This is a genomic window from Oceanobacillus longus, from assembly GCF_042650085.1.
Taxonomy (GTDB): Bacteria; Bacillota; Bacilli; order Bacillales; family Amphibacillaceae; genus Oceanobacillus; species Oceanobacillus longus.
The window spans coordinates 357,359-382,861 of sequence record NZ_JBHSAO010000006.1; the positions used below are offsets into that span (position 1 = coordinate 357,359).

Consider the following 25,503-nt stretch of genomic DNA (forward strand, 5'->3'; position numbering starts at 1 on the left):
GAAAATTGTATACAAAATTAAAAATATTTATGAACTGTTACATTATATGCCAGCTACTTTTTCTATATTATGAAAATGATAATATTCATTCTAATAGACAAGAATCAAACATAGAAAAATGACGCTCTTTTTTTAAGAGCTCCATTTTCTATGTTTAGATATTCTTATGGTTTTAACACCACTTTTATACAATTGTCTTCCTGACCATCGAATATATCATAGGCATGAGCCGCATTGTTCAAGCTTTCTCTGTGTGTGATAATGTCAGTAGGATTAAACACACCATCTTCCACCATCTGATATAATTCCGGCATGTAATGGATAACCGGTGCCTGCCCCGCTTTTACTGTCACATTTCGTGTGAAAATCGAATGCAACGGATATGCCGTTGCTGGTGAACCATAAATACCCGTTAATTGAATGGTACCGAACTTCTTGATAGAATGGGCAGCCGTAATGATTGGATCAATGGAACCAACCTGCCCCGTCAACGTTTTCAGATGCTCTTTCACCGTGACATCTCCGTCCATCCCTACACAATCGATGACTACTTCGGCACCACCTTTTGTAATCTCATGAAGGTGTTGACCTATATCTTTGAATTCCTTGAAATTATAGGTTTCCACTTTATTTGTTTTTTCCGCATGTGCCAAACGATAATCATTATGATCCACTGCAATTACTCGGTTTGCCCCTTTTAGCCAGGCAAACTTCTGTGTCATTAATCCAATTGGCCCTGAACCAAGGACAATAACGGTATCTCCTTGTTTAACTCCACTGTTTTCCACACTCCAATAGGCTGTTGGAACAACATCAGAAAGGAACAACAGGTTTTCATCATCAAGTTCACTGCTTTCAGGTACGACAAATGAAGTGAAATCAGCATATGGTACACGCAAATATTCAGCCTGCCCACCCGGATAGTTTCCGAACATTTCCGAAAAACCGAAATATCCGCCGGTATCCTTATGTGGGTTCGAGTTGTCACACTGGCTTTCCATCTGATTTTGACAGAAATGGCATTCACCGCAACTTACATTAAAAGGAATAACAACCCGATCACCCTTTTTCACTTGCTTCACTTCAGGACCGACTTCCTCTACAATTCCCATTGGCTCGTGACCAATCACATAATCCTTGCTGAGTGGGATGGTACTTCTATACAAATGCAAATCAGAACCACATATCGCTGTTGACGTAATTTTTACAATCATATCCGTAGCTTTTTCAATTTTTGGTGCCTGAACATCTTTTACTTCTACTTTGTTTTTCCCCTGGTTTGTTACAGCTAACATTACATTCACATCCTTGGGTAGTTTTATAGTTTTATGCCCTTAGATGCTAAAGTTAAAACCTGTAGTTTATTAGTAGAATTAGTTGAAAACCATAAGAAAATCCGGGTGAAATCCCCGGATTAAGTGAAGGTATCTATTTTAAGTTATTACTTAAGATCAAAACTATCTGGATTCGTCCCAGCACGACTATTGATGTTGAGCGCATTAATTTTCCCCATATCCTTTTCGGTCAGGGAAAAATTAAAAACATCCGCATTTGCGATAATTCGTTCTTGCGTAACTGACTTTGGAATCGTTACGACATTGTTCTGGATATCCCAACGTAAAATAACCTGAGCGGTAGACTTTCCGTGCTCTTCTGCAATTTGTGTAAGTGTCGGATCGTCCAGTAACTTCCCACGTTTCAATGGCGACCATGCTTCCAATTGAATATTTTCCTTTTCACAAAATTCCCGAAGCTCGGCTTGAGTTAAATGCGGATGGTATTCCACCTGGTCAATCACAGGTTTTACTTCACTGTCCTTCATCAAATCCTGTAAATGATGGACATGAAAATTGCTGACACCTATAGCTCGAACTTTCCCATCTGCGTATAATTTTTCCATAGCCCTCCATGTATCCTTATATTTACCTTTAACTGGCCAGTGGATTAAATACAGATCCAAATAATCCGTGTTTAATTTTTTCAAGCTTGTATCAAAAGCCTCCAATGTGCTTTCATAACCTTGCTCCTCATTCCAAACTTTAGAGGTAATAAAAATCTCCTCTCTCGAAATACCTGATTCTTTAATCCCCTGTCCGACACCTTCTTCATTATCATAAAATGAAGCTGTATCAATACTTCTGTATCCGTGTTTCAATGCTGTTTTCACAGAATTTACAACCGTTTCACCATTTTCAACCTTATAGACGCCAAGTCCGAATCCTGGCATTTTTATACCATTGTTTAGTGTTAGGGTATCTTGTAGATGTGTGATCATATTAGTTTGCAGCCTCCAATTTATTTTTCTCCTTTTATCATATAATAGTTTGCTGTTGTATTAAAATATTAGTACCTATTTTCGGATGGAATAAGTAATTATAAATCAGGAGACTAAAAAACCCCTGTACAACCTTAGTTATACAGGGGACAAGCTTAGCATGAATATTGATAGTTCCCCTCAACCAGTTCCCGTTCACATTTACCTTCCGCACGTAGATATTCCAAATGCGCAAGGGTTTCTCCAATTGCAAACCTTGTTTCATGAATGGTTAACTTCTTCTGGAACAGTTTTTCTGAAGCTTCATATACAGTACATCCACCCTTGATTCCATCAAGCAATGTCTCCAGGCGTTCATCGTGGTGGACTATTATTTCATCAATCCGCTCATTTCCCCCATAAAACGGCTTCCCATGTGAAGGTACAACTAAATCAACATCCAGCTGTTTAATTTTATTCAGGGATTTCAAGTAATTCCCAAGCGGATTCGGGTCTCCATGGAACCAGTAAGAAATATTCGGTGTAATTCTTGGCAAAATATGATCAGTTGAAAGCAGTATGTTTTTTTCTTTATTATAGAAGGTCACCAAGCCATCTGAGTGACCCGGGGTATGGATTACCTCGTATTCATATTTGCCGATGGGCAGCAGTTCTCCTTCCTCGAAATAATGATTTATTTCTGGATAGGGTGTGACTAGTGGAACGAATTCTTTTGTATTTACAATCATATCATTCGCACGATCGTCATGAATCCCTGCAAGTTTGTAGTTAAGTGATAGGTCATTTAAAAAACTTTCCTGCCAGGCATCCAATCCAGCTTTGGCATCGATTTGTGACATAGAGACCCGGGCGCCAGTTCGTTGTTGTAATGCACCCGCATAGCCAAAATGGTCTGGATGATAATGGGTTATCAAAATATCTGTTACCGTTTTTCCTGCGAGTTCCTTTTCCCACCTTTTGACTGTTGGCTCGTTATGAAGACCAGCATCGATAACCTGTACGCCATTTTCTCCTTCAGCAATGAAACAGTTAACGTGATTTAGGCGGAAGGGGAGGTCGAGTGTAACTACTTTAATTCCGTATTCTTCCAGCAAAATGGATTCACTTCCAATTCTCTTATTTTTTGAAAAAGATATGCTGCTTGGGTCTTGTAATAAGTCGCAGCATACCTTCTATCTAATAAACTTAATTAACTTTTCTGGAACCTTCCCAGAAAAGTTCTCGCAAGCGATATTTTTGCAATTTACCTGTCGCTGTTTTAGGTAGTTCCTCCACGAATTTTACAGCTTTTGGAGCTTTAAAATGTGCCATATGAGCACGACAGTAGGTGATTACATCTTCTTCTGTCAACTTTGCATCAGATTGCAGAACGATAATTGCAAGCGGCACTTCTCCCCATTTCTCATCCGGTATTGCAATAACGGCAACTTCCAGAATATCCGAGTGTTTGTACAATACCCCTTCAACTTCTGTAGAGGAAATATTCTCTCCACCAGAAATGATCAAATCTTTCGCACGGTCACGAATTTCAATAAACCCATCCGGATGGGTTACCGCAAGATCTCCTGTATAAAACCATCCATCTTTGATTGCAGCATTTGTTTTTTCCGGATCTTTATAATACCCTTCCATTACGACATTTCCTCGAGTGATTATTTCACCCAATTCGTTGCCATCCCACCTGACTTCTTCCCCGTCCTGATGGATAACTTTTGTCTCTCCGTTGAAAGCAAGTTCAATTCCCTGCCTCGCCTTAATTGTTGCTTGCTCATCGGCAGTTTTGGAATCGAATTCTTTTTTCCACTCATTGTAAAGAATGAATGGCGACGTTTCAGTTAGACCATAGACATGAATCATGTTCAGACCAAGAATATCCTGCGCTTTCCCGATAAGTGCTGCTGCAGGTGGTGAGCCGGCTGTTGCCATTCTTGGACTCGTTGTGATGGTCACTTCTTTTGCCTTTGGCTCATTTACAAGCATATTAATAACTGTTGGTGCACCACATAATAATGTAATTTTCTTTTCCTCAAATAAATCCAGAATTAAAGGTGGGTCAACCTTTCGCAAACACACATGGGTTGCTCCAGCTGCAGTGATTGCCCAGACCCCGCCCCAGCCATTGGCATGAAACATTGGTAATGTATGTAGATAAACATCATCATGATCGACACGCATATGATGCATAAAATTAGCCGCATTTAGATAATTACTTCGATGCGTTAACATGACACCCTTTGGATTGGATGTCGTCCCACTCGTATAGTTAAGAGTCAGAAGCTGATTTTCATCGATCTTTACTTCAGGAAGTTTATAATCTGCCGGGACGTCAGCTAAGAAGTTTTCATAGTCAGGTCCTGTTAATGAACTCTCCTGGCCTTCTACAGCAACAATAATGATTTCTTCCAGAGAAAGCTGGCTCTGAATCTCTTCAATTGGTTTTGTAAATTCTTCATCGACAATTAGCATCTTTGCATCGCTATGGTTAATAATATATTCCAAATCCTTTGCTGTTAGTCGATAATTCAGTGGTACCATGACAGCCCCTAGCTGACAAATGCCATAGAAACATTCGAGCATATAGTGTGTATTCGGGAGCATGACTGCAACATGATCGCCTTCCTGTATACCCGCTTCAGTTAAAGCCGCAGAAAGCCTGTCCGCACGATTGCCAAATTCCTTATAGGTAAATTCCTTTTTTTCGTCTATAACAGCCGTTTTTTCCGGATAGTATTTAACTGCACGCCTTTTCCAGTCTAGTGGTGTTAGTGGTGAAAACATGGTAAACAGCTCCTTTTATATTGTTTAGGAAAACATATCTTTGCTAATTATTAGTTTCATAACTTCCGATGTCCCACCGTAAATACGCTGGACTCTGGCATCTGCATAGGCTCTTGCCACTGGATATTCCGTCATATAGCCATAGCCTCCGAAAAACTGTAAGCATTGATCGATGACTTCACCCTGAATTTCGGTACAACTCAATTTTGCCATGCTTGCCGTTACAGTATCCAATTTTCCATGGATTAACAGATCTGTACATTCATTTGCAAAAGAACGCTGAACCCGCACTTTCGTTTTCATCTCTGCTAGAACAAACCTCGTATTTTGAAAGGTATCCAATGTGGTGCCAAAAAGTTCCCGGTCCTTTACATAGTGGACGGTCTCTTGCAAAACTCCTTCCATGGAAGCTACTGCACTGTTTGCTACGATCAGCCTTTCCCTAGGTAACTCACTCATCAATATTTTAAATCCCTGATTTTTCTCTCCTAAGATAGCAGTTTCTTTAACTTGTACATCTTCAAAAAATAACTCCGATGTGTCACACGAATGCAGACCAATTTTTTCGAGGTTACTCCCTCGTTCAAAGCCGTTCACTGGAACATCTACAATAAATAATGTCGTTCCTCGGGAGGGCTTGACATCTAAATCTGTTTTGGCAACGACTACTACAAAATCACAGTGTTGACCATTCGTAATAAATGTTTTTGACCCATTTAATAGATAGGCAGATTTCTCGCTATCATAGATTGCAGTTGTTTTAATTCCTTGCAGGTCACTGCCAGCAGCTGGTTCTGTCATCGCAATGGCACCTACAAGTTCACCGGTAGCCATCTTTGGGAGATAGTATTTCTTTTGACTTTCCGTACCATAGTTAAGTAGGTATTGGGCAATGATCGTATCGTGAACAGAAAGATTGGCAGCAAAGGAATTAAACCCCTGCCTGCTAAACTCCTCAATGATTGTTGTCGAATAGAGAAATGTTGTTCCAAGTCCCCCATATTCCTCTGGTACTTCTGGCAAAAGAAAACCCAGTTCACCAAGCCTTCCCCACAACTCTCTTGGAATATTCCCCTGTTTTTCCCAGGCTGCATAATTACCTACTACTTCTTTTCTACAAAATTCCTGAACACTTTTTCTAAGTAACTGAATCTCTTCTGAATTTGATGATGCCTTTTTCAATTCGGTCATTGGATCCCCTCCTTTCATATGTCTTTAATTGGGGATTGCGCGACTTTCTTTGCTTATTGAGCAACTTCGGGCGGAGATTGCACGACTTTCTTGGCTTATTGCGCAACTTTGAGCGGGAATCTCACAACTTTCTTTGCATATTGCACAACTTTGACCGGGAATTGCTCAACTTTCTTGGCTTATTGCGCAACTTTGAGCGGGAGGCGCGCGATGTTCACTGCTTTATGTTAAAACTATCTACCTTTGAATTCTGGTTTTCGCTTTTCAAAGAATGCTGCAATTCCTTCTTTATTGTCCTCCGATTGAAGAAGCAGCGTTTGCACTGCTGTTTCCTGCATGTCATTCGAGTCGTATGTCAGTTCACCTGCGTGGTTAACCAATTGCTTCACAAACTGATTTGCGAGTGGTGGCCCATCTACAATAAACTGGGCAAATTCTGATGCACCATCTAGTAGGTCACCATCTATTACTCTATTTACAATCCCCCTATCATAAGCCTCCTGCGCAGAAACTGGCTTTGCGGAGGAAATCCATTCCTTGGCAATTGCTGAAGGAAGTTTCTCGGATAATGCTTTTAACAATCCTAGGTCTGGAATAATACCGACATTCGTAAAGCTACTAATAAATTTAGCATTCTTATCTGCTACGATAAAATCTGCCGCAATTGCAATACTAAAACCCGCACCTGCTGCAAATCCATGTACCGCACTAATTACATATTTATCTAATTGCCGCATTGACTGGATTACAGCCAATGCCTGCTTCATATATTTCAAAATCTCTGCAGAATTGGTTAAGCTGTTCAACGTTTCCAAATCTCCGCCTGCAGAAAAAGCCTTTCCTTCTCCAGAAAGAACAATAACTTTTACGTCATCATCTCTTTCTGCATCTTTTAATGCGTCCAGCAAGTCTTTTGCCATTTCCACTGACAACGCATTCCGTTTCTCTGGTCGATTCATGGAGATATAGGCGATATTATTTTCCTTTTTTACGTTTACAACTTCCGACATACTGACACCTCATTGATTATTATTTAAGATTTGCAGGTTCTTTATAATTGTTTACTATCTTTTTATGAGCATTTCTGTACTGTTCGAGAAGTTCATTTGTAATCTCAGCTACCGACTGGATTTTCTTCATTCCATTAAGTGCTGGAAATGAACCGATAATACCAGCCTCACAAGCACTAATTACCATTTTCGGGTTTGATATTAGAAACATTGGCGCCATAATGACCGATTCCTAACCGTTCCATTACTCCTGGTCGGAAAGATTCTACAACAATATCTGCCGTTTCAACAAGCTGTAAGAAATAATACTTTCCTTATTCTGACTTCAAATCAAGACAGATGCTTTTTTTATTGGATGCGGACGCCAATCGAATCACATTAAACTTTCCAATTAAGTTAATCTGTATAACTTTAGAGCATTTTTATTCCTCTGCTTCCCTAGGTCTTCTCTGCAATTACAATTCATGCACAGTGTATGACTTTCGTAATCTTTCCACATGAACGAACCGCTTCATTATTTCCATATCAATTTGATTATCTTTGGTTAACTCCTTGTACATTCCTCCATACTTATACAATTTGCAGTTAACCGTATTTATAAAATCCTTCCCCACTTTTTCTTCCTAATAACCCTGCACGAACCATTTTTCTTAACAGGCTTGGAGGACGGTATTTAGAATCCATCGTTTCGAAATACAATGTTTCTTGAACAAGTAATAGTGTATCTAATCCAATGACATCTGCTAAACGAAGTGGACCAATTGGATGTTTTGCACCGAGTAACATTCCTTTATCAATGTCTTCCTTACTAGCGATGCCTTCAGATAATACAAATATAGCTTCACTAAGCATCGGTACTAAAATACGGTTAACTACAAAAAGTGGAGAATCTTCTACAAAAATAGAATCCTTATTAAAATCCGCAACTAATTTTTTCGCAGCTTCCACCGTATTATCTGACGTACAGTGACCTTTTGTAATTTCTACTAATTCCATAACTGGCACTGGGTTAAAAAAGTGAATCCCAATAAATTTATCCAAGCGATCTATCGCCCCAGCTATACCAGTAATACTTATACCAGAAGTATTTGTAGCAAAATACGTATCTGGATTACAAATTTTATCTAATTCACTAAAAAGTTTTTCTTTAACTTCCATTTTTTCTGTAACCGCTTCAATAATAAAGTATGCATTTGCTAATTGATTAATTTCTGTTGTATATGTTATACGATTTACAATGTCATTTTTCACTTCAATAGATAATCGTTCTTTTTGAACATCTTTAGTTAAATATCTATCTACTGTTTCTTCAGCATTTTTAAGACTTTTGTTATTAATATCATATATAACTACCTCATACCCAGCTGTCGCAGCAACTTGGGCAATTCCATTCCCCATAATTCCAGAACCAACAATTCCTATTAATTGTGTCATCATCTATCTCCCTTTACAATTTAGTACTCGCTTCGCCCTAAATGATTGCACACCATCATTTTTATCTTCTGATTCGGATATCACATCATCTGCACGGCCTTGGAATTAGAAATAACCGTCCTCATCTTTGTTAGTACATGTAAAATGTGATTGTAAATATATATGTTTAAAGGCATTTACATAGTGGATGAATTAGTAATTAAATATTGTCATTCTAAATGCTAATTCATGAAGGTTGTAAATACTATAAACATTGTTGAAAAAATCCCTGAGTCAATGAATTACATTCGTTCGGGGATCATTAAATTTATACTGCGTGCATTCCACCATCTACTGCTAAAATTGTTCCCGTTACATAATTAGAAGCATCAGAAGCGAGGAACAATGCTGAGCCTTTTAAGTCTGCATCGTTTCCTAATCGATTTAATGGCGTTAGTTCTAATATTTTTCCTTCCGCTTGATCAAGAACACTTTTAGACATTTTAGTAGGGAAAAAGCCAGGCGCTATTGAATTTACATTAATGTTATACTGTCCCCACTTTGCTGCTAAATCCCTAGTAAAGTTTACTACCGCTCCCTTACTAGCATTGTAGCCTATTGCGTTTAAATAGCTTGGATCAGCTCCTTTTAATCCAGCAATAGACGCTATATTAATAATTTTACCTTGCTTTTGGTTAAGCATTATTTTCCCTACTTCTTGGCTCATAAGGAAAACGCCAGTTACATTAACATCCATTACTTTTTTCCAAGCCTCTAATGGCATTTCTAGCACGGGAGCACCCCAAGAGGCACCACTATTATTAACAAGAATATCTATTCTCCCAAAATGATTATATGTTTCTTTAACTACCCTTTGGACATCTTCCTGTTTTGTAACATCACAAGCGAATGCAAGGGAATCCACACCGATTTGTTTTAACTTTTCACTCATTTCTTGACATGTGTCTAATTTCCTAGAGCAAACTACCACATTAGCACCTGCCTCAGCAAAACTTTCAGCTATTTGTGCTCCAAGACCTCTTCCACCACCAGTTACTATTGCTGTTTTTCCATCTAATTTAAACAAATCGTACACGTGCATCCGAATAATCCTCCTTTTATACACTATTGGTTACTTTTGAATGTATAGATACTTTTGTAACCATCTCTGTTATAGTCCTAATTTTTTTTGCAATAATTACTTTCATAATTTCATTGGATCCTGCATAAATTGAATTTACCCCAACATCACGGTATCTTCTAGCAATCTCATACTTTTCCATATATCCAAAACCACCATGAAGTTGCATACATTCAATCCCAACTTTAATCCTGGAAACGATATCATTTTATCTTAGTTTATGAATTAAAGTTATTTATAATTCTTAATATTAATTCTATTGATTCATTTTTTGAATGTCAAGTTAATGTTATAAAAATTATAATTTATATTTAATTTTATTCTAAAAAATGATAGATATGTATATCTAAATACAGTACAATTTTTATAACAAATTCAGCGTTATTAAAAAGACTGAAATCCTATATAAATAAGAATTTCAGTCTCGCATTTTTATTAAAACACACTATTAGCAAGTTGCTTGGTATTTTATCGATAACGAATAATGAACTGTACTCATAAAATCCCTTCCCAGTACTGAATTAAAGAAATGTAAATTATATATTTTTTCTTGACGATTTGTCGCATCAGCTATTTTTGAGCTAACAATGGTCGAACTAATTGTTGTAATAATATTGCATTTGCAGGTGCTAATTTGTCTATTTCACTAAATAATTGTCTTTTAACATCTAATTATTTCGAATCAATTAAATGTCCCGCTTTCTTTCTCTTACTTTAAATACATTATGTAAGACTTTACATGTGACTTATTTACAGATTTATTTGAAAAATTAAATTATCTATAGTATCTTTTAGTAAGGGAGAAAAATAAGGGGGGGAAAGAATAGTATGGGCAAATTTAAAGAAAAGGTTGCAATCGTAACTGGTGCCGCTTCAGGTATAGGTTATTCCATTACAGAACGATTTATAAATGAAGGTGGGACAGTTATTGGTGGAGATATTAATGAAGAAAATCTAGAGGAGTTACGCGAGAAGTTTGGTCAGTCATTTATTGGTATAAAAGCAGATGTAACAAAAGAGAAGGACCATAAAATATTAGTTTCAGAAGCTACGGAACGTTTTGGTCAGTTGGATTATGCGCTAAATGTAGCTGGTGGTAGTAAAGCAGGAACCATTTTAGATCAATCTGAGGAAGATTGGAAATTTACGATTGACCTTGTTTTCCATAGCGTCTTCCTAGGAATAAAACACCAAGGTCTACAAATGAAAGAACAAAAGCATGGTGTCATCATTAATATTTCTTCATTAAATGCGCATGTACCAATGTATGCAGGTGGTGCCTATGCTTCAGGAAAAGCTGCTGTAGAAATGCTTACTAAAAATGCTGCATTAGAATTAACAAGATATAATATTCGTGTGAATGCTATCCTCCCAGGATTAGTAGATACACCTTTAACGAAAAGCTTTAATAAAAGACCAGATATAAAAGATGCATTTATGGAAAGAATACCAATGGAGCGCCCTGCTCGTTCAAAGGAAATTGCTGCTCCTTCTTTGTTTTTGCTAACAGATGATGCAAGCTATATCAATGGTACAAGCCTAGTCGTTGATGGTGGTTGGGAAGTAACTGGTTATCCAGACATGAGTAAATTCAGAGAATAATCTAGATTAAACCTGGAGGCGATCATTCTTTATGACTCGCCCCAAGTTTTTTGTTAAACTTAATTACAAAGTAGTAGATGTTTTATTCATTAAGGAATGGTAATTACAATCTTTCCATAGGAATCCCCTTTATCCATTTGATGATGTGCTTCTTCGATTTCTTCTAGTGGATAAACTTTTTCTATCACAGATTTGATTTGCTCTTCTTCTAGAGGGAGGATAGTTTGCTATTGCAGTATATTAATGGTCTTTCAACCGTTGATAAACCTAATCCCTAAAATAAGTAACATGAAAAGAGACTGCTATATTTTTATTTGTAGCAATCTCTTCTGAATTTCCTCAGGAAGCGCTACTTTATTAGGATTCCAAAATCTTCTTCGCAATAATATTCTTCATTACTTCTGTCGTCCCTGCATAAATACTCGTTACTGGGATATCGCGATAGCGTCTTGCAATCTCGTATTCTTCCATATAGCCATAGCCACCATGCAATTGCATTGCTTCTGCTGCAACGCGCTTTGCCATCTCACTAATCCACCATTTTGCCATCGATACTTCTTTGACAATCTCTTCTTTCTCTATGTGTCTTTCGATGAGCTGATTGATATACGCTCGCCCTAAATCAACCTCTGTTGCCATTTCTGCAATTTTATATTGGGTATTTTGGAAATTGGCAATACGCTGACCGAAAGCCTTTCTTTCTTTTACATAATCGGTTGTGAGTTTTAGCATTTCTTCTGCATCAATTTGTACTTGAAGCGCAACGACTAATCTTTCTTGCTGCAGTTTTTCCATTAAATAATAGAACCCTTTATTTTCTTCGCCAAGTAAGTTTTCTGCTGGTACTTTCGCATTATCAAAAATAAGTTCCGCTGTATCTGCACTATGCATTCCTACTTTAGTTAATTGTTTTCCTTGTGTAAATCCTTCTGTTCCAGCTTCAACAACTAGTAGGCTGATGCCACGATGAGCAGGTTCGACTTTTGAATCCGTTTTACAAACGACAACGACATAATCCGCATTTCCACCGTTTGTAATAAACGTTTTTTCCCCGTTCAAAATGTAGTGACCGCCTTCCTTTTTCGCAGTTGTGCCAATACCAGCTAAATCGGAACCCGCTCCTGGCTCTGTCATCGCTACTGCTGAAATATATTCCCCCGTCACACTTTTCGGAAGCCATTTTTGCTTCTGCTCTTCCGTTCCATAATCTTGAATATAAGGGGCTACGATATCTGAATGGAGACAAATCCCACTCGCAAAACCTGCACCCACTCTTTCTAACTCTTCAATGAGTACGGTTGAATAAGAAAAATCAAGTCCGAGACCACCATATTGCTCTTTTACCCAAGGAAGGAGGAAGCCATTTTCTCCAAGCTTTGTCCAGATATCTCTTGGGATTCCACGTGCCGCCTCCCACTCGTCGACATAAGGATATGCTTCTTTATTCAGCATGTCTCGTAAAGACTTTCTAAAAAGTTCATGTTCATTTGTTAAATATGATGGTTTCATTGATCTAATCCCTCCATGTTTATGAATTGTGTATGTTTTCTACATTTTCTAGGTACATGATGAAGTGTTTTGTCTGAAAATTATATTTCCTATTTGTTCTTCCCTCCTCAAATGATTTTATTTACCTCCAATAAGCAGCATCTATTAAACGCTTACAATTTCACTTCACTAATTTCATCACATAACCCCTCATATATTTCAATTAATTATATTTTTTATAAGCTGCCTTTAAGACTATACCATTGATGCACCCAATTTATCTCTAATATGGAAACCTTCGCGATACCGGTTCCGTTACTTGAAATATATCTTGATTGATTTCTTCTTGGATTATTTTTTTCGAAAAGGTTGGAATACTTTATCTGAAGCTGTAACACCGGTACTAATGGATGCGAGATTGAAATACTCTTTTTCTTCAATCGCTTATTCAAGTATGTAAAAATTTAATAAAAGACCTGATATAAAAGATGTATTTATGAAAAAATACCAATGGAGCGACCTGCTCGTTCAAATGAAATTGCTGCTCCATCTTTGTTTTTGCTAACAGATGATGCAAGCTATATCAATGGTACAATCCTAGTCATTGATGATGGTTGGGAAGTAACTAATTATCCAGATATGAGTAAATTTAAAAGCTGAGGAGCATGTAAGAATGCGCACCTCAACTTTTTTATTAACAATAATAGACGAAAGCATAGTTTCTCCAATTACTAGGAAATAGCTATAACAATCTTCCCAAAGGAATCCCCTTTATCCATTTGATGATGTGCTTCTTCGATTTCCTCTAGTGAATAAACTTTTTCTATCACAGGTTTGATTTGCTTTTCTTCATAAAGAGCTAACATACTTTTAAATTCATCCGGTGTACCCATCGTCGACCCTAAAATATGCATTTGTTTAAAGAAGATTCGAGGCATAAGAACGTTATCCACAGGTCCTAAGGTCGAACCAAAACTCACAATTTTACTTGCTGGTTTTGCTAGACTAATTAAGTCGTTAAATGTATCTCCACCGATACTATCGATTGAGACATCCGCACCACCAGATAATTCCTTCAATTCTTTTACCCAATTATTGGAGCGATAATTAACGCCACCTTTAGCTCCCAGTTCAATAGCCTTTTCTATTTTTTGATCACTACTTGATGTAACATATACATTTGCTCCTCTTGCAACAGCAATTTGAAGTACAATGGTAGCTACACCTCCACCAATTCCAGGAATAACCACCGTGTCGCCTTCTTTCACCTGTCCTTTTGTCACAACTGCACGGTAAGCAGTTAAGCCTCCAAGTGGAATAGCTGCTGCTTCCTCAAAGGTAAGATGCTTTGGTTTTGCAAATACATTTTTTGCAGGAACTTTAATAAATTGTGCATACGTACCATCAATCGGAACGCCTAATACCGAATGTTCTCGTGATGGATAATCTGGATTATCTCCCCAGTTCATAGAAGAGTTTATGACAACTTCATTTCCTACTTCTAACCCTTCTACACCTTCTCCTAATTCCTCAATAACTCCAGCACCATCCGCACCCGGAATAGAAGGTACCTGAATTCCTGGGTAGGTGCCATATCGAATAAAGACATCTCTTCTATTTAAAGCAGCATTACGCAAACGAATTAAAACTTCCCCATTACCCGGCTTTGGAGTTTCCACCTCTTCATAATACAAAGGTGCCATTTCTCCCCCTGGCTTAACCTTATCTTTTAGAACAATCGCTTTCACAAAAATCCCTCCACATTTATTATTTTTATATAAATTTCCATCACGAATACATTTAAATACAAATGATAATATAATGGATTTTCTATAATACAAGATAGTTAATCGGGATGTCCTGTACGACAGCTATCGCAAGATCTACAGTAGTTGTGACCAAGTACAACCTTATCTCCTGCCTCTAGATTTTTGACAGCACTCCCAACTTTTCGATGACCCCTGCTCCTTCATGTCCCAATACTGCAGGAAATTCTTTACCTCTATGTAGAGTACGTGCTGACTCATCTCAACGACAAATACTAGATGCAACTATTCTCACAATAACTTCATCTACACGTAGTTCATCAAGTCTTATTTTTTCTAACTTGTAATCTTCATTTACCCCATTTACAATTGCAGCTGTTACGTTCATATTACTTCCCACTATTATTTTTATTAGTTATATTATTCAACTATCATCGAGAATTGTTTTATACACTTTCGTCTTAAAAGCTAAAACCACTAAAAAGTATAGGTTTCATCCATAACAATAACTGGTTTGATAGTTTGTCCACTTTTAGAATACTCAAACGCCTGATTAATTTCATCAAGCTTATAATATTTCTCTAATATATTAAATTGAAACCCCTCTTTTTTATAGAAGTTAATTAATCTAGGTATATCATTTTTAGGCGCTGCATCACCTATTCCTCATATAATTTAATTTTCAAAATGTTAATAGACTTTCTTTCTAAAAAAGTAAACAACCTGATTACCCATATTATGAAACCTCTAGTATCAATCATTGGATAATTTAGATGGCATAACAGGTGACTTCAAGAAAGCAAAACTTTGACCTCGCAATGTCTATATCTCTAATGGTATTCATTTTCATTGAAGCGCTGAAGCGAATCCAAACGTTAATGCTAGAATGAACCCTTATCTTTCCAATTTTTATAAACGTAATCATAACCAAGGAAGTAGTAAGCCAAAAAAATTAATTTTGGTCCTCACTATTTCCTTTGGTCTTTTTATAAATTTAAAATTTCCATCTAATATTACCGTAGTCAATAAATTGTATAGTTTATATTCAAATTCATGCTTTTTTTGCAAGCGATTCTATTTTTTTATTTCTTTTTCACCATAGTTACTTTTCTATTTGTAAACTCTTTCAGACCTTCAATCCCACTCTCTACACCTAGACCCGACTGTTTAATTCCACCAAAGGGATAATTAGGATGATTCACTTGAATTTCATTAATCCAAACTGTACCAGCTTCTAAACGCTCTGCAATCATATTTAAAAGTTCAGTATCTTCACCCCAAACCGATGCACCCAGTCCATGTATGGTGTTATTCGCTTTTAAAATCACTTCCTCATAGTCCTTGTATTTTATTACAGGTACAATTGGACCAAAAGCTTCTTCAGTTACAACTCTTGAACTTTCTGGGGGATTATCTACTATCGTTATCGGAATGAAATATCCAGGATTATCTTCAATAACACCACCAAGGACAATATTTGCGCCTGTTTGTTTTGTGTTTTCTATTAGATCTTTTACCTTCTCATACTGCATTTTATTTTGAAGCGGTCCTATCATTGTATTTGGATCCATTCCGTCTCCAACCGTAATATTCTTCGCATACTGCACAAATTCAGAAAGAAATTCATCATAGACGTTTTCATGAACATAGATTCTCTTAGCAGCAATGCATACCTGACCATTATTTAAAAAGGCTCCCCAGAATAGTTGCTCAGCTACCACTTTTGGATTTGCATCTTCTAAAATTATAGCTGGATCATTACCTCCTAACTCAAGTGTTACACGTTTTAAATTACCAGCTGAACTTTGCAGTACCTTCTTACCTGTTTCCGTAGAACCCGTAAAACTGATCTTGTCAATATCAGGATGTTCAGTCATCCATTGCCCAAGTTCATTTTGACCATTAACAACATTGAATACTCCTTTCGGGAAAATTGAATTGGCTATTTCACCCAGCTTTAATGTAGTTAACGGTGTGTATGGTGATGGTTTTACAATTATTGTATTTCCTACCAATAATGCTTGTGAAATTTTCCACGTGGCTAACAATACTGGGAAATTCCATGGAATGATTAGTCCAGTAACGCCGACTGGAGTATATGATTTTTCAACATAATGTTCCTCATTTTCTTCAATTATTTCCCGTGTTAACCGTAACTGTGCTACCTCTTTAAACCATGTAGCTGCTGCAGATATTTCTTCTTTTGATCCAAACACCCCATCTAAAGGTCTTCCCATTTCCAAAGTGAAAATATTTGCTAATTCCTCTTTATGATTTAATAATGCATCTGCGAACTGTTCTAATAAATTAGCTCTTTCCTCTATTGGCAGATTCGACCATCCAATAAATGCTTTTCTAGCTGCTTTGACTGCGTAATCTAAGTCACCCTTCATTGCCTTTGGGGCTTGGGCAACAATTTCCTCATTTGCCGGATTAATAACAGGTATCGTTTCTTTTGTAAAAACTAATTCTCCATTAATCGTCATCGAATATTCTTTTGTAATTAAATTCAATATCGTCATCTCCTTGTTTTATTAATATAAATATTCGGAATTAAGTTATTAAAAAGAATGGTTAACTCTACTTTTCAATATGTGTTAAAAAGTCTACTTGTGCAAAATGCTCACTTGCTTAAAATTTATTTAAATTAGCCAAACGTTTAAAGAAAAGATATTACTTATATTGATAAGTTAATTCTTTATATTAATAACATTATAAACTGTTTCATACCTAAAATCATCATATATTGTGGTTATGACAACAACTATAACACTGTATACAATATCAATATTGCACTGATATTTTTTGAATGAGATTCAAAAGGTAATATCATCCTCTAAGTCTAAAAACCATGTTTACCAAATTTACTTGATTTCATGTGGTTTTTATATTTGTTATTTCTCAATTACCATGCTATTTTTAAGCTCTATTCCGCTTATCCCCATTGATTGTTAGTTAAATAACTCAGATTGTCTCTACCGTTAATCTCCATTTATAATTTTAAATTACACTTAATTCATGAAAATGGAAGATGTGCGTCCTATTACACTGTGATAATTCTTTGTATTAGTACTAATTCACTCGGCTATTTCCCTAATATTCAGTAAAAATTAGGTGTTTGAAACTTATAAATAAAGTATTCTCTATTTGAATTAAATAATCTATATTATCTTAAGGTTGAATTAAAGCATATTTACTATTAACCTTTATTCGTAAATAATCTCACCTGTTTCTATATCATAATGCATTTTTTGCAATTCAGAAAGTTGTCCATCTTTCGCTTCAACAATGTGTAGCGTTGTGTTCCCATATCGATGTTCTGGAGTATATGTTATAGAAGGAAAGAATGTTTCTTCCCAGTTTTCAAATGTATTCATCTGCGCAATAAAGTTCTCCCATGACAAATCATCTCCAGATCGTTTTATACCTTCTTCAAAAATCTTAGCAGTACTCCAACCTTGTTCAGCAAGACCACCAAGTTCAGATTCTGAGTAATCCATTAACATACGCTCAACATATAAATCGTAATCAGCAATTTCACTTTTATCAGGTGAACCAGGAATAGAAACGATAGTTCCCTCCCAAACTTCTTCTCCAGCAACTTCAAATTGATGTTCATCTCCGCCACCCGTACTAGTTGTTACAAAAGGTATATCAATATTTCTGTTAAACAATTCTTTTTTTAGATGCGCAACAGGACCTGGCGTCGAAAACATAAGGATTGTATCTGGATCAGCATCCAATATCTTTTGTGTGTGACTAGAAAAATCTACGTCAGATGCAAGAAAGGGAATTTCTGCAGCGATTTCAACATCATAATTTTCTAATGCTTCTTTAGCAAAATTTAAATTATCCATTCCAAAGTCATCATTCTGATAAAGAAGTGCTATATTTTCAGCTCCAATTTCTTCAACTATATATTCTACTAGTATTTTCGATTCTAATTTATAATTAAATGTTAAACCAAATATATTTTCGATTGGGGGATTTACAAATTTATCTGCGCCCGTAGCTAAACCAACAATTGGAACACCGGATTCTTCAATAAAGGACTGTGCAGCATTAATATTAGCTGTTCCAATCGGTCCAAGTAGCGCAAATACATTATCCTCATCTACTAATCTTTGAATATTTTGTAAGGTTTTTGCTGGTTGGTATTCATCGTCATAAGCAATTATTTTTACTTCTCTTCCATTAATACCACCATTTTCATTGACATAATTAAAATAAGCCTGCATTCCTTTTCTTACATTATCGTAAACAGCAACTGGCCCCGTTTGCGCAGCAGAATGCCCAACAATAATTTCATTATCTGTCACACCTTGCGCGTATTCTGAATTCGCAGAGCTAGAGTCGACACTACTATTCACAGATTCCTCTTCTCCACAAGCAGCTAGTACAGACAATGCTATGATAACGAATGTGATTATACTAAATCTACTAATAATATTCATTTTTACGTTTCCCCTTTTTTGTAAGTTAATTGGTCTTAAATTAAATTCACTATCTGAATTACTGTTGTTTCTCATACTCTCTTTTCTTCAACAAATAACGTTGTGTCTTTCCACTTTGTGTTTTAGGAAACGCCTCTAAAAACTCAATTTCCCTCGGATATTGGTGTTTGGAAAGGTTATGTTTTACAAATAAACTCAGCTCTTCTTTTAGCTCATCCGATGGTGTATGAGTTTCATTTAAAACAACAAATGCTTTCACAATTTCACCCTTTAACTCATCTGGTTTTCCGACTACCGCTGCTTCGAGTACTGCAGGATGTTCGTTCAGACTAGCTTCCACTTCTGTCGGTCCAATTCGATAGCCTGCACTTGTAATTACATCATCAGCACGCCCCTGGAACCAAAAGTACCCATCTTCATCCTGTTTGGCAAGGTCACCAGACAAAAACCAATTACCTAACATTTTTTCTTGTAATTTTTCAGTGTTATTCCAATAACCAGCAAAGTGTGTCAAACCATCTGATGTATCCAGTGCAATTTGACCTACTTCACCTTTTTGAACGTTATTACCTTCTTCATCTAGTAAAGCAACATTAAAACCTGGTATCGGTAATCCCATAGAGCCTGGCTTAATTTCCATGTCCAATATATTATAATTATTGACGATCATACCTATCTCTGTTGCACCATAATGGTCATATATTGCACGTCCAAAATGTTCTTCAAAAAATCTAACTACTTCCCCGTCTAATGGTTCACCTGCACTATTAAATTTCTTCACTTTTATATTATATTTTCTCATTGTTTCAATTCCAGTTGCCATCATCATACGATAAGCAGTTGGTGCATAAGCGAAATTAGTTACCTGGTATTTATCCAAAACCTGAAATACTCTTTCTGGTTCAAACGGTCCTTTATAAATCACTGTTTTAGCACCAAGACTAAGTGGAGCGAGTGTGCAAGGTCCCAAGCCATAAGACCAACCCAAATCAGCGCCGCCAAAAAATACATCGTCTTCTTCTATATGCATAGCAAATTTGTAATAAGGATAAAGACTATACCCAGATTGTTGTTTGGTAATTGCTCCTTTAGGTAATCCAGTTGTACCAGATGTATATTGAATAATTGCTGGTTCAATCGCTAATGTATTTTCAACTTCATAATCGATCGAAAACGATTCTACAAATTCCCAAAATGACTCTCCATTTGAAGTTAAGCCATCTACTAATAGAATTTCAAATGAATAATTTTGATCATCAAGTTTTCTTACCTGTTCTTTATTTGTCACAAGTAGATTTGCCTTTACATCTCCTAAGCGGTACATTAGTGCATCTGGACCAAAGGCAGTAAATAAAGGAACATAAACAGCCCCTATTTTTAAAGTAGCAATGATAGTAACTACTAGTTCCATATCTTTTCCTAATAACCCAGCTACACGATCTCCTTTTTTAATTCCCATTGACTTTAATGCATTTGCCATCTGATTCGTTTTTTCTTTTAATTTTTTATATGTCCATACCTCTTCTTTTCCTGCTTCATCTTCCCAATATACAGCAATCCTATTCGGGTCATCAGCCCACTTATCACATATCTCTATCGCTAAATTAAATACACCATCTGGATCTCCTACAACCTGCCTTCTGGTTTCAGTCCATGAAAAATTTTCAATAAGCTCCTCATATTTCATCATTTACCTCTCCTCACAAGATTAATAATTACAAACTTGAAATATTATCCCAGATTTTTAAATAATAAATCACTCCTACTCAGATAAAAGTAAATTAATTTAACGATCTATGCTGTAAAAATATATGTAAGCACTTACATAATAATTAATAAATAAATTATACTCTAAGTTTAAATAATCTGAAAACAATTGTCAAGATTATTTTGAACTTTTTAAATATAAAGTCTATATTCTTTGTTAATCCTATCTATATTAATATAAATAATATTTTTTAAAGTATAATTTGTTACCATTTTAAAACCAATAACTATCATACAGTTCCCTCCATAAAAAAGAAGAACAGATATTTGATTTATCTGTTCTTCTTTCTTTATTAGCCTTTATTCATAACTGATTTCACCAGATTCTGCATCATAATGTATTCTTCGCAAAATAGAATGTTCCGCCTCCTTTGATATACAACAACGTAGTATTCCCATATCGATTTCCCGAGGTATGTGTGTTGAAATAAAACTACTATTTAGATTACTTCGTTCAAAATTACCTAAGCTGCTCTTGCTCTCTTTTTTTCAACAAAAAGCGTTGTGTCTTTCCACTTTGCGTTTTTGGAAACTCTTCTACAAACTCAATTTCTCTTGGATATTGGTGCTTGGAAAGTTTATTTCTAACATATAGACTTAGCTCCTCTTCTAATTCTTCCGTTGGTTCGTAATTTTCATTTAACAATACGAAAGCTTTTACAATTTCGCCTTTTGCCTTATCTGGTTTCCCGACAACAGCTGACTCAAGCACTGCAGCATGTTCGTTCAGCGTAGCTTCTACTTCAGTCGGTCCAATTCGATAACCTGCACTTGAAATGACATCATCGGCACGTCCCTGAAACCAGAAATAACCATCTTCGTCCTGTTTTGCAAGATCACCAGTTAAGAACCAGTTATTTATCATTTTTTCTTGTAGCTTTTTAGGGTTCTCCCAATAACCTCCAAAAGCTGTTTTCCCGTCCGATGTATCCAACGCTATTTGACCAGTCTCTCCTTTTTTAACAGGGATCCCCTGGTTATCTATTAATTCGATCGTATATCCAGGTATTGGCAATCCCATAGAACCAGGTTTAATCTCCATATCCAAAATATTATAATTATTAACAATCATACCTGTCTCTGTTGCACCATAATGGTCGTATATTTCTCGCCCAAAATGTTCTTTAAAGAATTTTACTACTTCCCCATCTAGAGGTTCACCAGCACTACTAAATTTTCTTACCTTCAAATTATACTGCTTTATTCTATCTATTCCAGTTGCCATCATCATACGATAAGCAGTTGGGGCATAAGCGAAACTCGTTACCTGATATTTTTCTAAAAGTTGAAATACTTTTTCCGGGTTAAATGGACCATGATAAAGAACGACTTCCGCACCTAAACTAAGTGGTCCAATTGTACAAGCAACAAGTCCATAAGCCCAACCTAAATCAGCACCACCAAAAAAGACATCGTCTTCTTCCACATGTAAACCATATCTGAAATAAGGAAAAAGACTATACACACCTTTATGCTTTACGATAGCCCCTTTAGGCAATCCTGTTGTTCCAGATGTATATTGAATAATGGCTGGATCGTCACCGTGTATTTTTTCTACTTCATATTCATTTGAAAAAGAGTCGACAAACTCCCAAAATGTCTGTCCATCTTTTGTTAGATCATCAATTAAGAACGTATCAAAAGAAGTATTAAGTTCATCTAATTTACTTTTCTGTTCTTTATTTGTTAAGAGCAAACTTACCCCTGAATCCGATGTACGATGCATTATTGCATCTGGACCAAAAGCGGTGAATAATGGAACATAAGTACCCCCTACTTTCATTGTAGCAATGATCGTAATAATAAGTTCCATATCTTTTCCTAATAGTCCTGCTACACGATCTCCTTTTTTTACACCCCATGCATTCAATGCATTTGCCATCTGATTGGTCTTTTCTTTTAATTCTTTATATGTCCATACTTCTTCATTTCCAGATTCGTCTTCCCAATGAATAGCAATCCTCTTTGGATCATCAGCCCACTTGTCGCAAATCTCAATTGCCATGTTAAACTCTCCATCAGGATTTCCTTCATAGTGCTTTCTCGTTTCTTCCCATGAGAAGTTTTGAATCAATTCCTCGTATCTCATCATTATCTCTCCTTTAAAATAAATAATTATTTAAAAATTAAATTAATATTCGCTTTCATCATGTGAATGCTTAGTAGGAATAAAACTTCATAATAGTATTAGAAAAATGAAATGTTAATTTAATGTGAGCACTTACATATAAGGCGAAAGATTGATTATTATTAGTTTAAACGGTTCGAATTATTGTATAGTTTTTTACGAAAATTTATAATATAAAATTTACAATCAATTCTAATAAAAGAAAGGCCCCTGAATTAATTAAAAACAAACAACATAATTCCGGATACCTTTGGAAAACATTTATTCGCAGATGTCTACAAACCCATTTTTTTCGCAATAATTACTTTCATAACCTCATTCGCACCAGCATAGATTGAATTGACACCAACATCACGGTATCTTCTAGCTATCTCATATTCTTCCATGTAGCCGTATCCTCCGTGAAGCTGCATACATTCAACGGCTACGTTTTGTGCTAGGTCAGTAGTCCACCATTTCGCCATAGATACTTCATTTACGACGTTATTTCCTTCCACATGTTCAGCAACTAGACGATCAACAAATGTTCTTCCAATTGTAGCTTGTGTTTGCATTTCTGCTAACTTAAATTGCGTGTTTTGGAACTTGCTCAAACTTTGTCCAAATATTTTACGCTCGCTCACGTAATCCATGGTTATATCAATCATTCGTTGTACAGAAGCTAAACTCTGAACCGAACACATTAAGCGTTCTTGCTGTAACTTCTCCATTAAATAATAGAATCCCTTTCCTTCTTCTCCAAGTAAATTTTCCTTAGGGACACGCACATCTTCAAATATGAGTTCACTCGTGTCATTTGAATGTTGCCCTACTTTATTCAGTTTTTTCCCTTTCTTAAATCCAACTGCTCCTTCCTCTACTATAAGTAAACTCATCCCTTTATGAGGAGGATTTGCATTTGTATCTGTTTTACATACAACAATAACTAAATTTGCGGAATATCCATTCGTAATAAACGTCTTTTCTCCGTTTATGATATAGCTATCCCCGTCTTTAACAGCAGTAGTTTTTACTGCCGCTAAATCCGAACCTGTCCCTGGCTCTGTCATCGCAATTGCACTAATCATTTCTCCTGTGGTAGCTTTCGTTAACCAACGCTCCTTTTGCTCATCTGAACCGAATGATTCTATATACGGGATAACGATATCATTATGAAGCCCAATACCACCTATTCCACTTGCTACTTTTTCAAATTCCTCTGCGATTACAACAGCGTAACCAAAATCAGCACCTAAACCACCGTATTTTTCATCTACTGCAGGAGCAACAAAGCCCTGTTCAGCAGCTTTTCTCCAGAATGACTGAGGTACTTGCTTTTCACTTTCCCACTTCTCCAAATTAGGTATAGCTTCTTTTTCTAAAAACTTTCTTACGGACTTTCTAAAGATTTCATGCTCTTCGGTTAGTATTTTTCTTTCCATTTACATTCACTCCCTATTTTTTTAAAATTCTAATAGACTGTATTTTTCATTGAAAACGATTTCATTTTACCTCAGTCTGTGTATTTTATAATTACTACTATCACTTCTACTGATTATTTTGAATGTCAAATCAATTTTCTGGATATGATTTTATATTGTAATTTTTAAGTGTCTTCGTTATCAATAATAAATTGCTAGTTATATTCATAAAATCCCTTTCCAGTTTTTCTACCATATTCCCCTTTTTCATATTTCTCTTTAAGTATTTTGGATGGTTTATCTTTTTCATCACCCGATTCCTCGTATTGTAGCTGATTGATATAATAATTTACATCAATACCAGTTAAATCCATTAATGCAAAGGGTCCTATCGGATGATTAAGTGCTTTCGTAGCAGCAATATCAATTTCCTCAAAAGACGCTATATCATTTTCAAATAGATAAATAGCTTCGTCTGTCAGTTTTCCTAGTAATCTATTTGCAACGAATCCTGAGATTTCCTTTTTAAGTAAAATTGGTACCTTCTTGATTTCCTTTACGAAATTGAAAGCAAGATTAGCTGTTTCGTCTGAAGTATGTGGTCCTTTTACAACTTCTACTAATTCCATAACCAATACTGGATTAAAGAAATGCAAATTACATACTTTATCTGGACGATTTGTTGCATAAGCAATTTTTGAACTTACAATGGTTGAACTGTTTGTTGCTATAATTGCATTTGCAGGTGCTAATTGATCTACTTCACTAAATAATTTTCTTTTTGCCTCTAATTTTTCGACAATAGCCTCAATGACAAAGTCTGTCGATTTTACCGCTATCTCAAGAGATGTCACAAAATGTAATCGTGAAAATGCCACTTCTACTTGTTCTTCAGATAATTTTCCTTTTTCAACCCTCCGATTCAAATGACCGCGCAAAGATTCTTCTGCCTTTTTTAAACTTTCCTCACTGATATCTTGTAAATAGACTTCAAATCCTGCTAAAGCAGACACCATCGCAATTTGTGACCCCATTGCACCTGAACCAACTACACTTACTTGACGAATAACATCTTTTACCATAAAAAACT

Annotated in this window: 23 protein-coding genes and 2 pseudogenes; 2 read left to right on the forward strand and 23 right to left on the reverse strand. The window is 36.1% G+C overall.

The window, feature by feature from the left end; all coding sequences use genetic code 11:
- Positions 1-164: 164 nt before the first annotated feature.
- The 12 genes and pseudogenes from ACFOUV_RS09365 to ACFOUV_RS09420 form a co-directional block, all read right to left on the reverse strand.
- The gene (locus ACFOUV_RS09365) at positions 165-1,295 is read right to left on the reverse strand and encodes a zinc-dependent alcohol dehydrogenase (protein WP_379496498.1); all 1,131 of its coding nucleotides are present in this window, start codon (positions 1,293-1,295) and stop codon (positions 165-167) included.
- A 146-nt stretch (positions 1,296-1,441) separates the two neighbouring features.
- Positions 1,442-2,275: an aldo/keto reductase gene (locus tag ACFOUV_RS09370; RefSeq protein WP_379496499.1), complete on the reverse strand. Its 834-nt coding sequence runs from the start codon at positions 2,273-2,275 to the stop codon at positions 1,442-1,444.
- Between the two features lie 155 nt (positions 2,276-2,430).
- On the reverse strand, positions 2,431-3,369 hold the full coding sequence (locus ACFOUV_RS09375) for an MBL fold metallo-hydrolase (protein WP_379496500.1): 939 nt from the start codon (positions 3,367-3,369) through the stop codon (positions 2,431-2,433).
- Positions 3,370-3,460: 91 nt separating this feature from the next.
- On the reverse strand, positions 3,461-5,053 hold the full coding sequence (locus ACFOUV_RS09380) for a long-chain-fatty-acid--CoA ligase (RefSeq protein WP_379496501.1): 1,593 nt from the start codon (positions 5,051-5,053) through the stop codon (positions 3,461-3,463).
- 24 nt (positions 5,054-5,077) lie between these two features.
- A complete protein-coding gene (locus ACFOUV_RS09385; protein WP_379496502.1) occupies positions 5,078-6,244 on the reverse strand; it encodes an acyl-CoA dehydrogenase family protein in 1,167 nt (388 codons plus the stop codon).
- 233 nt (positions 6,245-6,477) lie between these two features.
- Positions 6,478-7,254, reverse strand: a complete 777-nt coding sequence (locus tag ACFOUV_RS09390) for an enoyl-CoA hydratase/isomerase family protein (RefSeq protein ID WP_379496503.1) — start codon at positions 7,252-7,254, stop codon at positions 6,478-6,480.
- Between the two features lie 19 nt (positions 7,255-7,273).
- Positions 7,274-7,474 (reverse strand): hypothetical protein, encoded by a 201-nt coding sequence (locus ACFOUV_RS09395; protein ID WP_379496599.1) that lies wholly within the window; start codon positions 7,472-7,474, stop codon positions 7,274-7,276.
- Positions 7,431-7,529: a hypothetical protein gene (locus ACFOUV_RS09400; RefSeq protein WP_379496593.1), complete on the reverse strand. Its 99-nt coding sequence runs from the start codon at positions 7,527-7,529 to the stop codon at positions 7,431-7,433. Before ACFOUV_RS09400 ends, ACFOUV_RS09395 begins: the two co-directional genes overlap by 44 nt.
- Before the next feature lie 310 nt (positions 7,530-7,839).
- Positions 7,840-8,688, reverse strand: coding sequence for a 3-hydroxyacyl-CoA dehydrogenase NAD-binding domain-containing protein (locus ACFOUV_RS09405; RefSeq protein ID WP_379496504.1), 849 nt, complete (start codon positions 8,686-8,688; stop codon positions 7,840-7,842).
- A gap of 307 nt (positions 8,689-8,995) precedes the next feature.
- Positions 8,996-9,769 carry an SDR family oxidoreductase gene (locus ACFOUV_RS09410; RefSeq protein WP_379496505.1) on the reverse strand — a complete coding sequence of 258 codons (774 nt, stop codon included), beginning with the start codon at positions 9,767-9,769 and terminating at the stop codon, positions 8,996-8,998.
- Between the two features lie 16 nt (positions 9,770-9,785).
- A pseudogene (locus ACFOUV_RS09415) lies at positions 9,786-9,995 on the reverse strand (acyl-CoA dehydrogenase family protein); the annotation flags it as partial.
- A gap of 261 nt (positions 9,996-10,256) precedes the next feature.
- On the reverse strand, positions 10,257-10,442 hold the full coding sequence (locus ACFOUV_RS09420; RefSeq protein WP_379496594.1) for a 3-hydroxyacyl-CoA dehydrogenase NAD-binding domain-containing protein: 186 nt from the start codon (positions 10,440-10,442) through the stop codon (positions 10,257-10,259).
- Positions 10,443-10,636: 194 nt separating this feature from the next.
- Between ACFOUV_RS09420 and ACFOUV_RS09425 the strand changes: the two genes are divergently transcribed.
- On the forward strand, positions 10,637-11,410 hold the full coding sequence (locus tag ACFOUV_RS09425) for an SDR family NAD(P)-dependent oxidoreductase (protein WP_379496506.1): 774 nt from the start codon (positions 10,637-10,639) through the stop codon (positions 11,408-11,410).
- 89 nt (positions 11,411-11,499) lie between these two features.
- Here ACFOUV_RS09425 and ACFOUV_RS09430 read toward each other — a convergent pair whose 3' ends face one another.
- Positions 11,500-11,631 carry a zinc-binding dehydrogenase gene (locus tag ACFOUV_RS09430; RefSeq protein WP_379496595.1) on the reverse strand — a complete coding sequence of 44 codons (132 nt, stop codon included), beginning with the start codon at positions 11,629-11,631 and terminating at the stop codon, positions 11,500-11,502.
- A 136-nt stretch (positions 11,632-11,767) separates the two neighbouring features.
- Positions 11,768-12,919 (reverse strand): acyl-CoA dehydrogenase family protein, encoded by a 1,152-nt coding sequence (locus ACFOUV_RS09435; protein ID WP_379496507.1) that lies wholly within the window; start codon positions 12,917-12,919, stop codon positions 11,768-11,770.
- Positions 12,920-13,402: 483 nt separating this feature from the next.
- On the opposite strand from ACFOUV_RS09435, the gene ACFOUV_RS09440 reads away from it, so the two are divergent.
- Positions 13,403-13,558 carry an SDR family oxidoreductase gene (locus tag ACFOUV_RS09440; protein WP_379496596.1) on the forward strand — a complete coding sequence of 52 codons (156 nt, stop codon included), beginning with the start codon at positions 13,403-13,405 and terminating at the stop codon, positions 13,556-13,558.
- Between the two features lie 71 nt (positions 13,559-13,629).
- Here ACFOUV_RS09440 and ACFOUV_RS09445 read toward each other — a convergent pair whose 3' ends face one another.
- The 9 genes and pseudogenes from ACFOUV_RS09445 to ACFOUV_RS09485 form a co-directional block, all read right to left on the reverse strand.
- On the reverse strand, positions 13,630-14,646 hold the full coding sequence (locus ACFOUV_RS09445; RefSeq protein WP_379496508.1) for a zinc-binding dehydrogenase: 1,017 nt from the start codon (positions 14,644-14,646) through the stop codon (positions 13,630-13,632).
- A 98-nt stretch (positions 14,647-14,744) separates the two neighbouring features.
- A pseudogene (locus tag ACFOUV_RS09450) lies at positions 14,745-14,837 on the reverse strand (hypothetical protein); the annotation flags it as partial.
- A gap of 89 nt (positions 14,838-14,926) precedes the next feature.
- Positions 14,927-15,052 carry a hypothetical protein gene (locus ACFOUV_RS09455; protein WP_379496509.1) on the reverse strand — a complete coding sequence of 42 codons (126 nt, stop codon included), beginning with the start codon at positions 15,050-15,052 and terminating at the stop codon, positions 14,927-14,929.
- A 694-nt stretch (positions 15,053-15,746) separates the two neighbouring features.
- Positions 15,747-17,177 (reverse strand): aldehyde dehydrogenase family protein, encoded by a 1,431-nt coding sequence (locus ACFOUV_RS09460; RefSeq protein WP_379496510.1) that lies wholly within the window; start codon positions 17,175-17,177, stop codon positions 15,747-15,749.
- A 693-nt stretch (positions 17,178-17,870) separates the two neighbouring features.
- Entirely contained in the window at positions 17,871-19,118 is a 1,248-nt protein-coding gene (locus ACFOUV_RS09465; RefSeq protein WP_379496511.1) for an ABC transporter substrate-binding protein, read from the reverse strand.
- Positions 19,119-19,176: 58 nt separating this feature from the next.
- Positions 19,177-20,808: an acyl-CoA synthetase gene (locus ACFOUV_RS09470; protein WP_379496512.1), complete on the reverse strand. Its 1,632-nt coding sequence runs from the start codon at positions 20,806-20,808 to the stop codon at positions 19,177-19,179.
- 537 nt (positions 20,809-21,345) lie between these two features.
- Positions 21,346-22,977 carry an acyl-CoA synthetase gene (locus ACFOUV_RS09475; RefSeq protein ID WP_379496513.1) on the reverse strand — a complete coding sequence of 544 codons (1,632 nt, stop codon included), beginning with the start codon at positions 22,975-22,977 and terminating at the stop codon, positions 21,346-21,348.
- Between the two features lie 311 nt (positions 22,978-23,288).
- Positions 23,289-24,434, reverse strand: a complete 1,146-nt coding sequence (locus ACFOUV_RS09480; protein WP_379496514.1) for an acyl-CoA dehydrogenase family protein — start codon at positions 24,432-24,434, stop codon at positions 23,289-23,291.
- 194 nt (positions 24,435-24,628) lie between these two features.
- Positions 24,629-25,495, reverse strand: a complete 867-nt coding sequence (locus tag ACFOUV_RS09485; RefSeq protein WP_379496515.1) for a 3-hydroxyacyl-CoA dehydrogenase family protein — start codon at positions 25,493-25,495, stop codon at positions 24,629-24,631.
- Between the last annotated feature and the right edge of the window lie 8 nt (positions 25,496-25,503).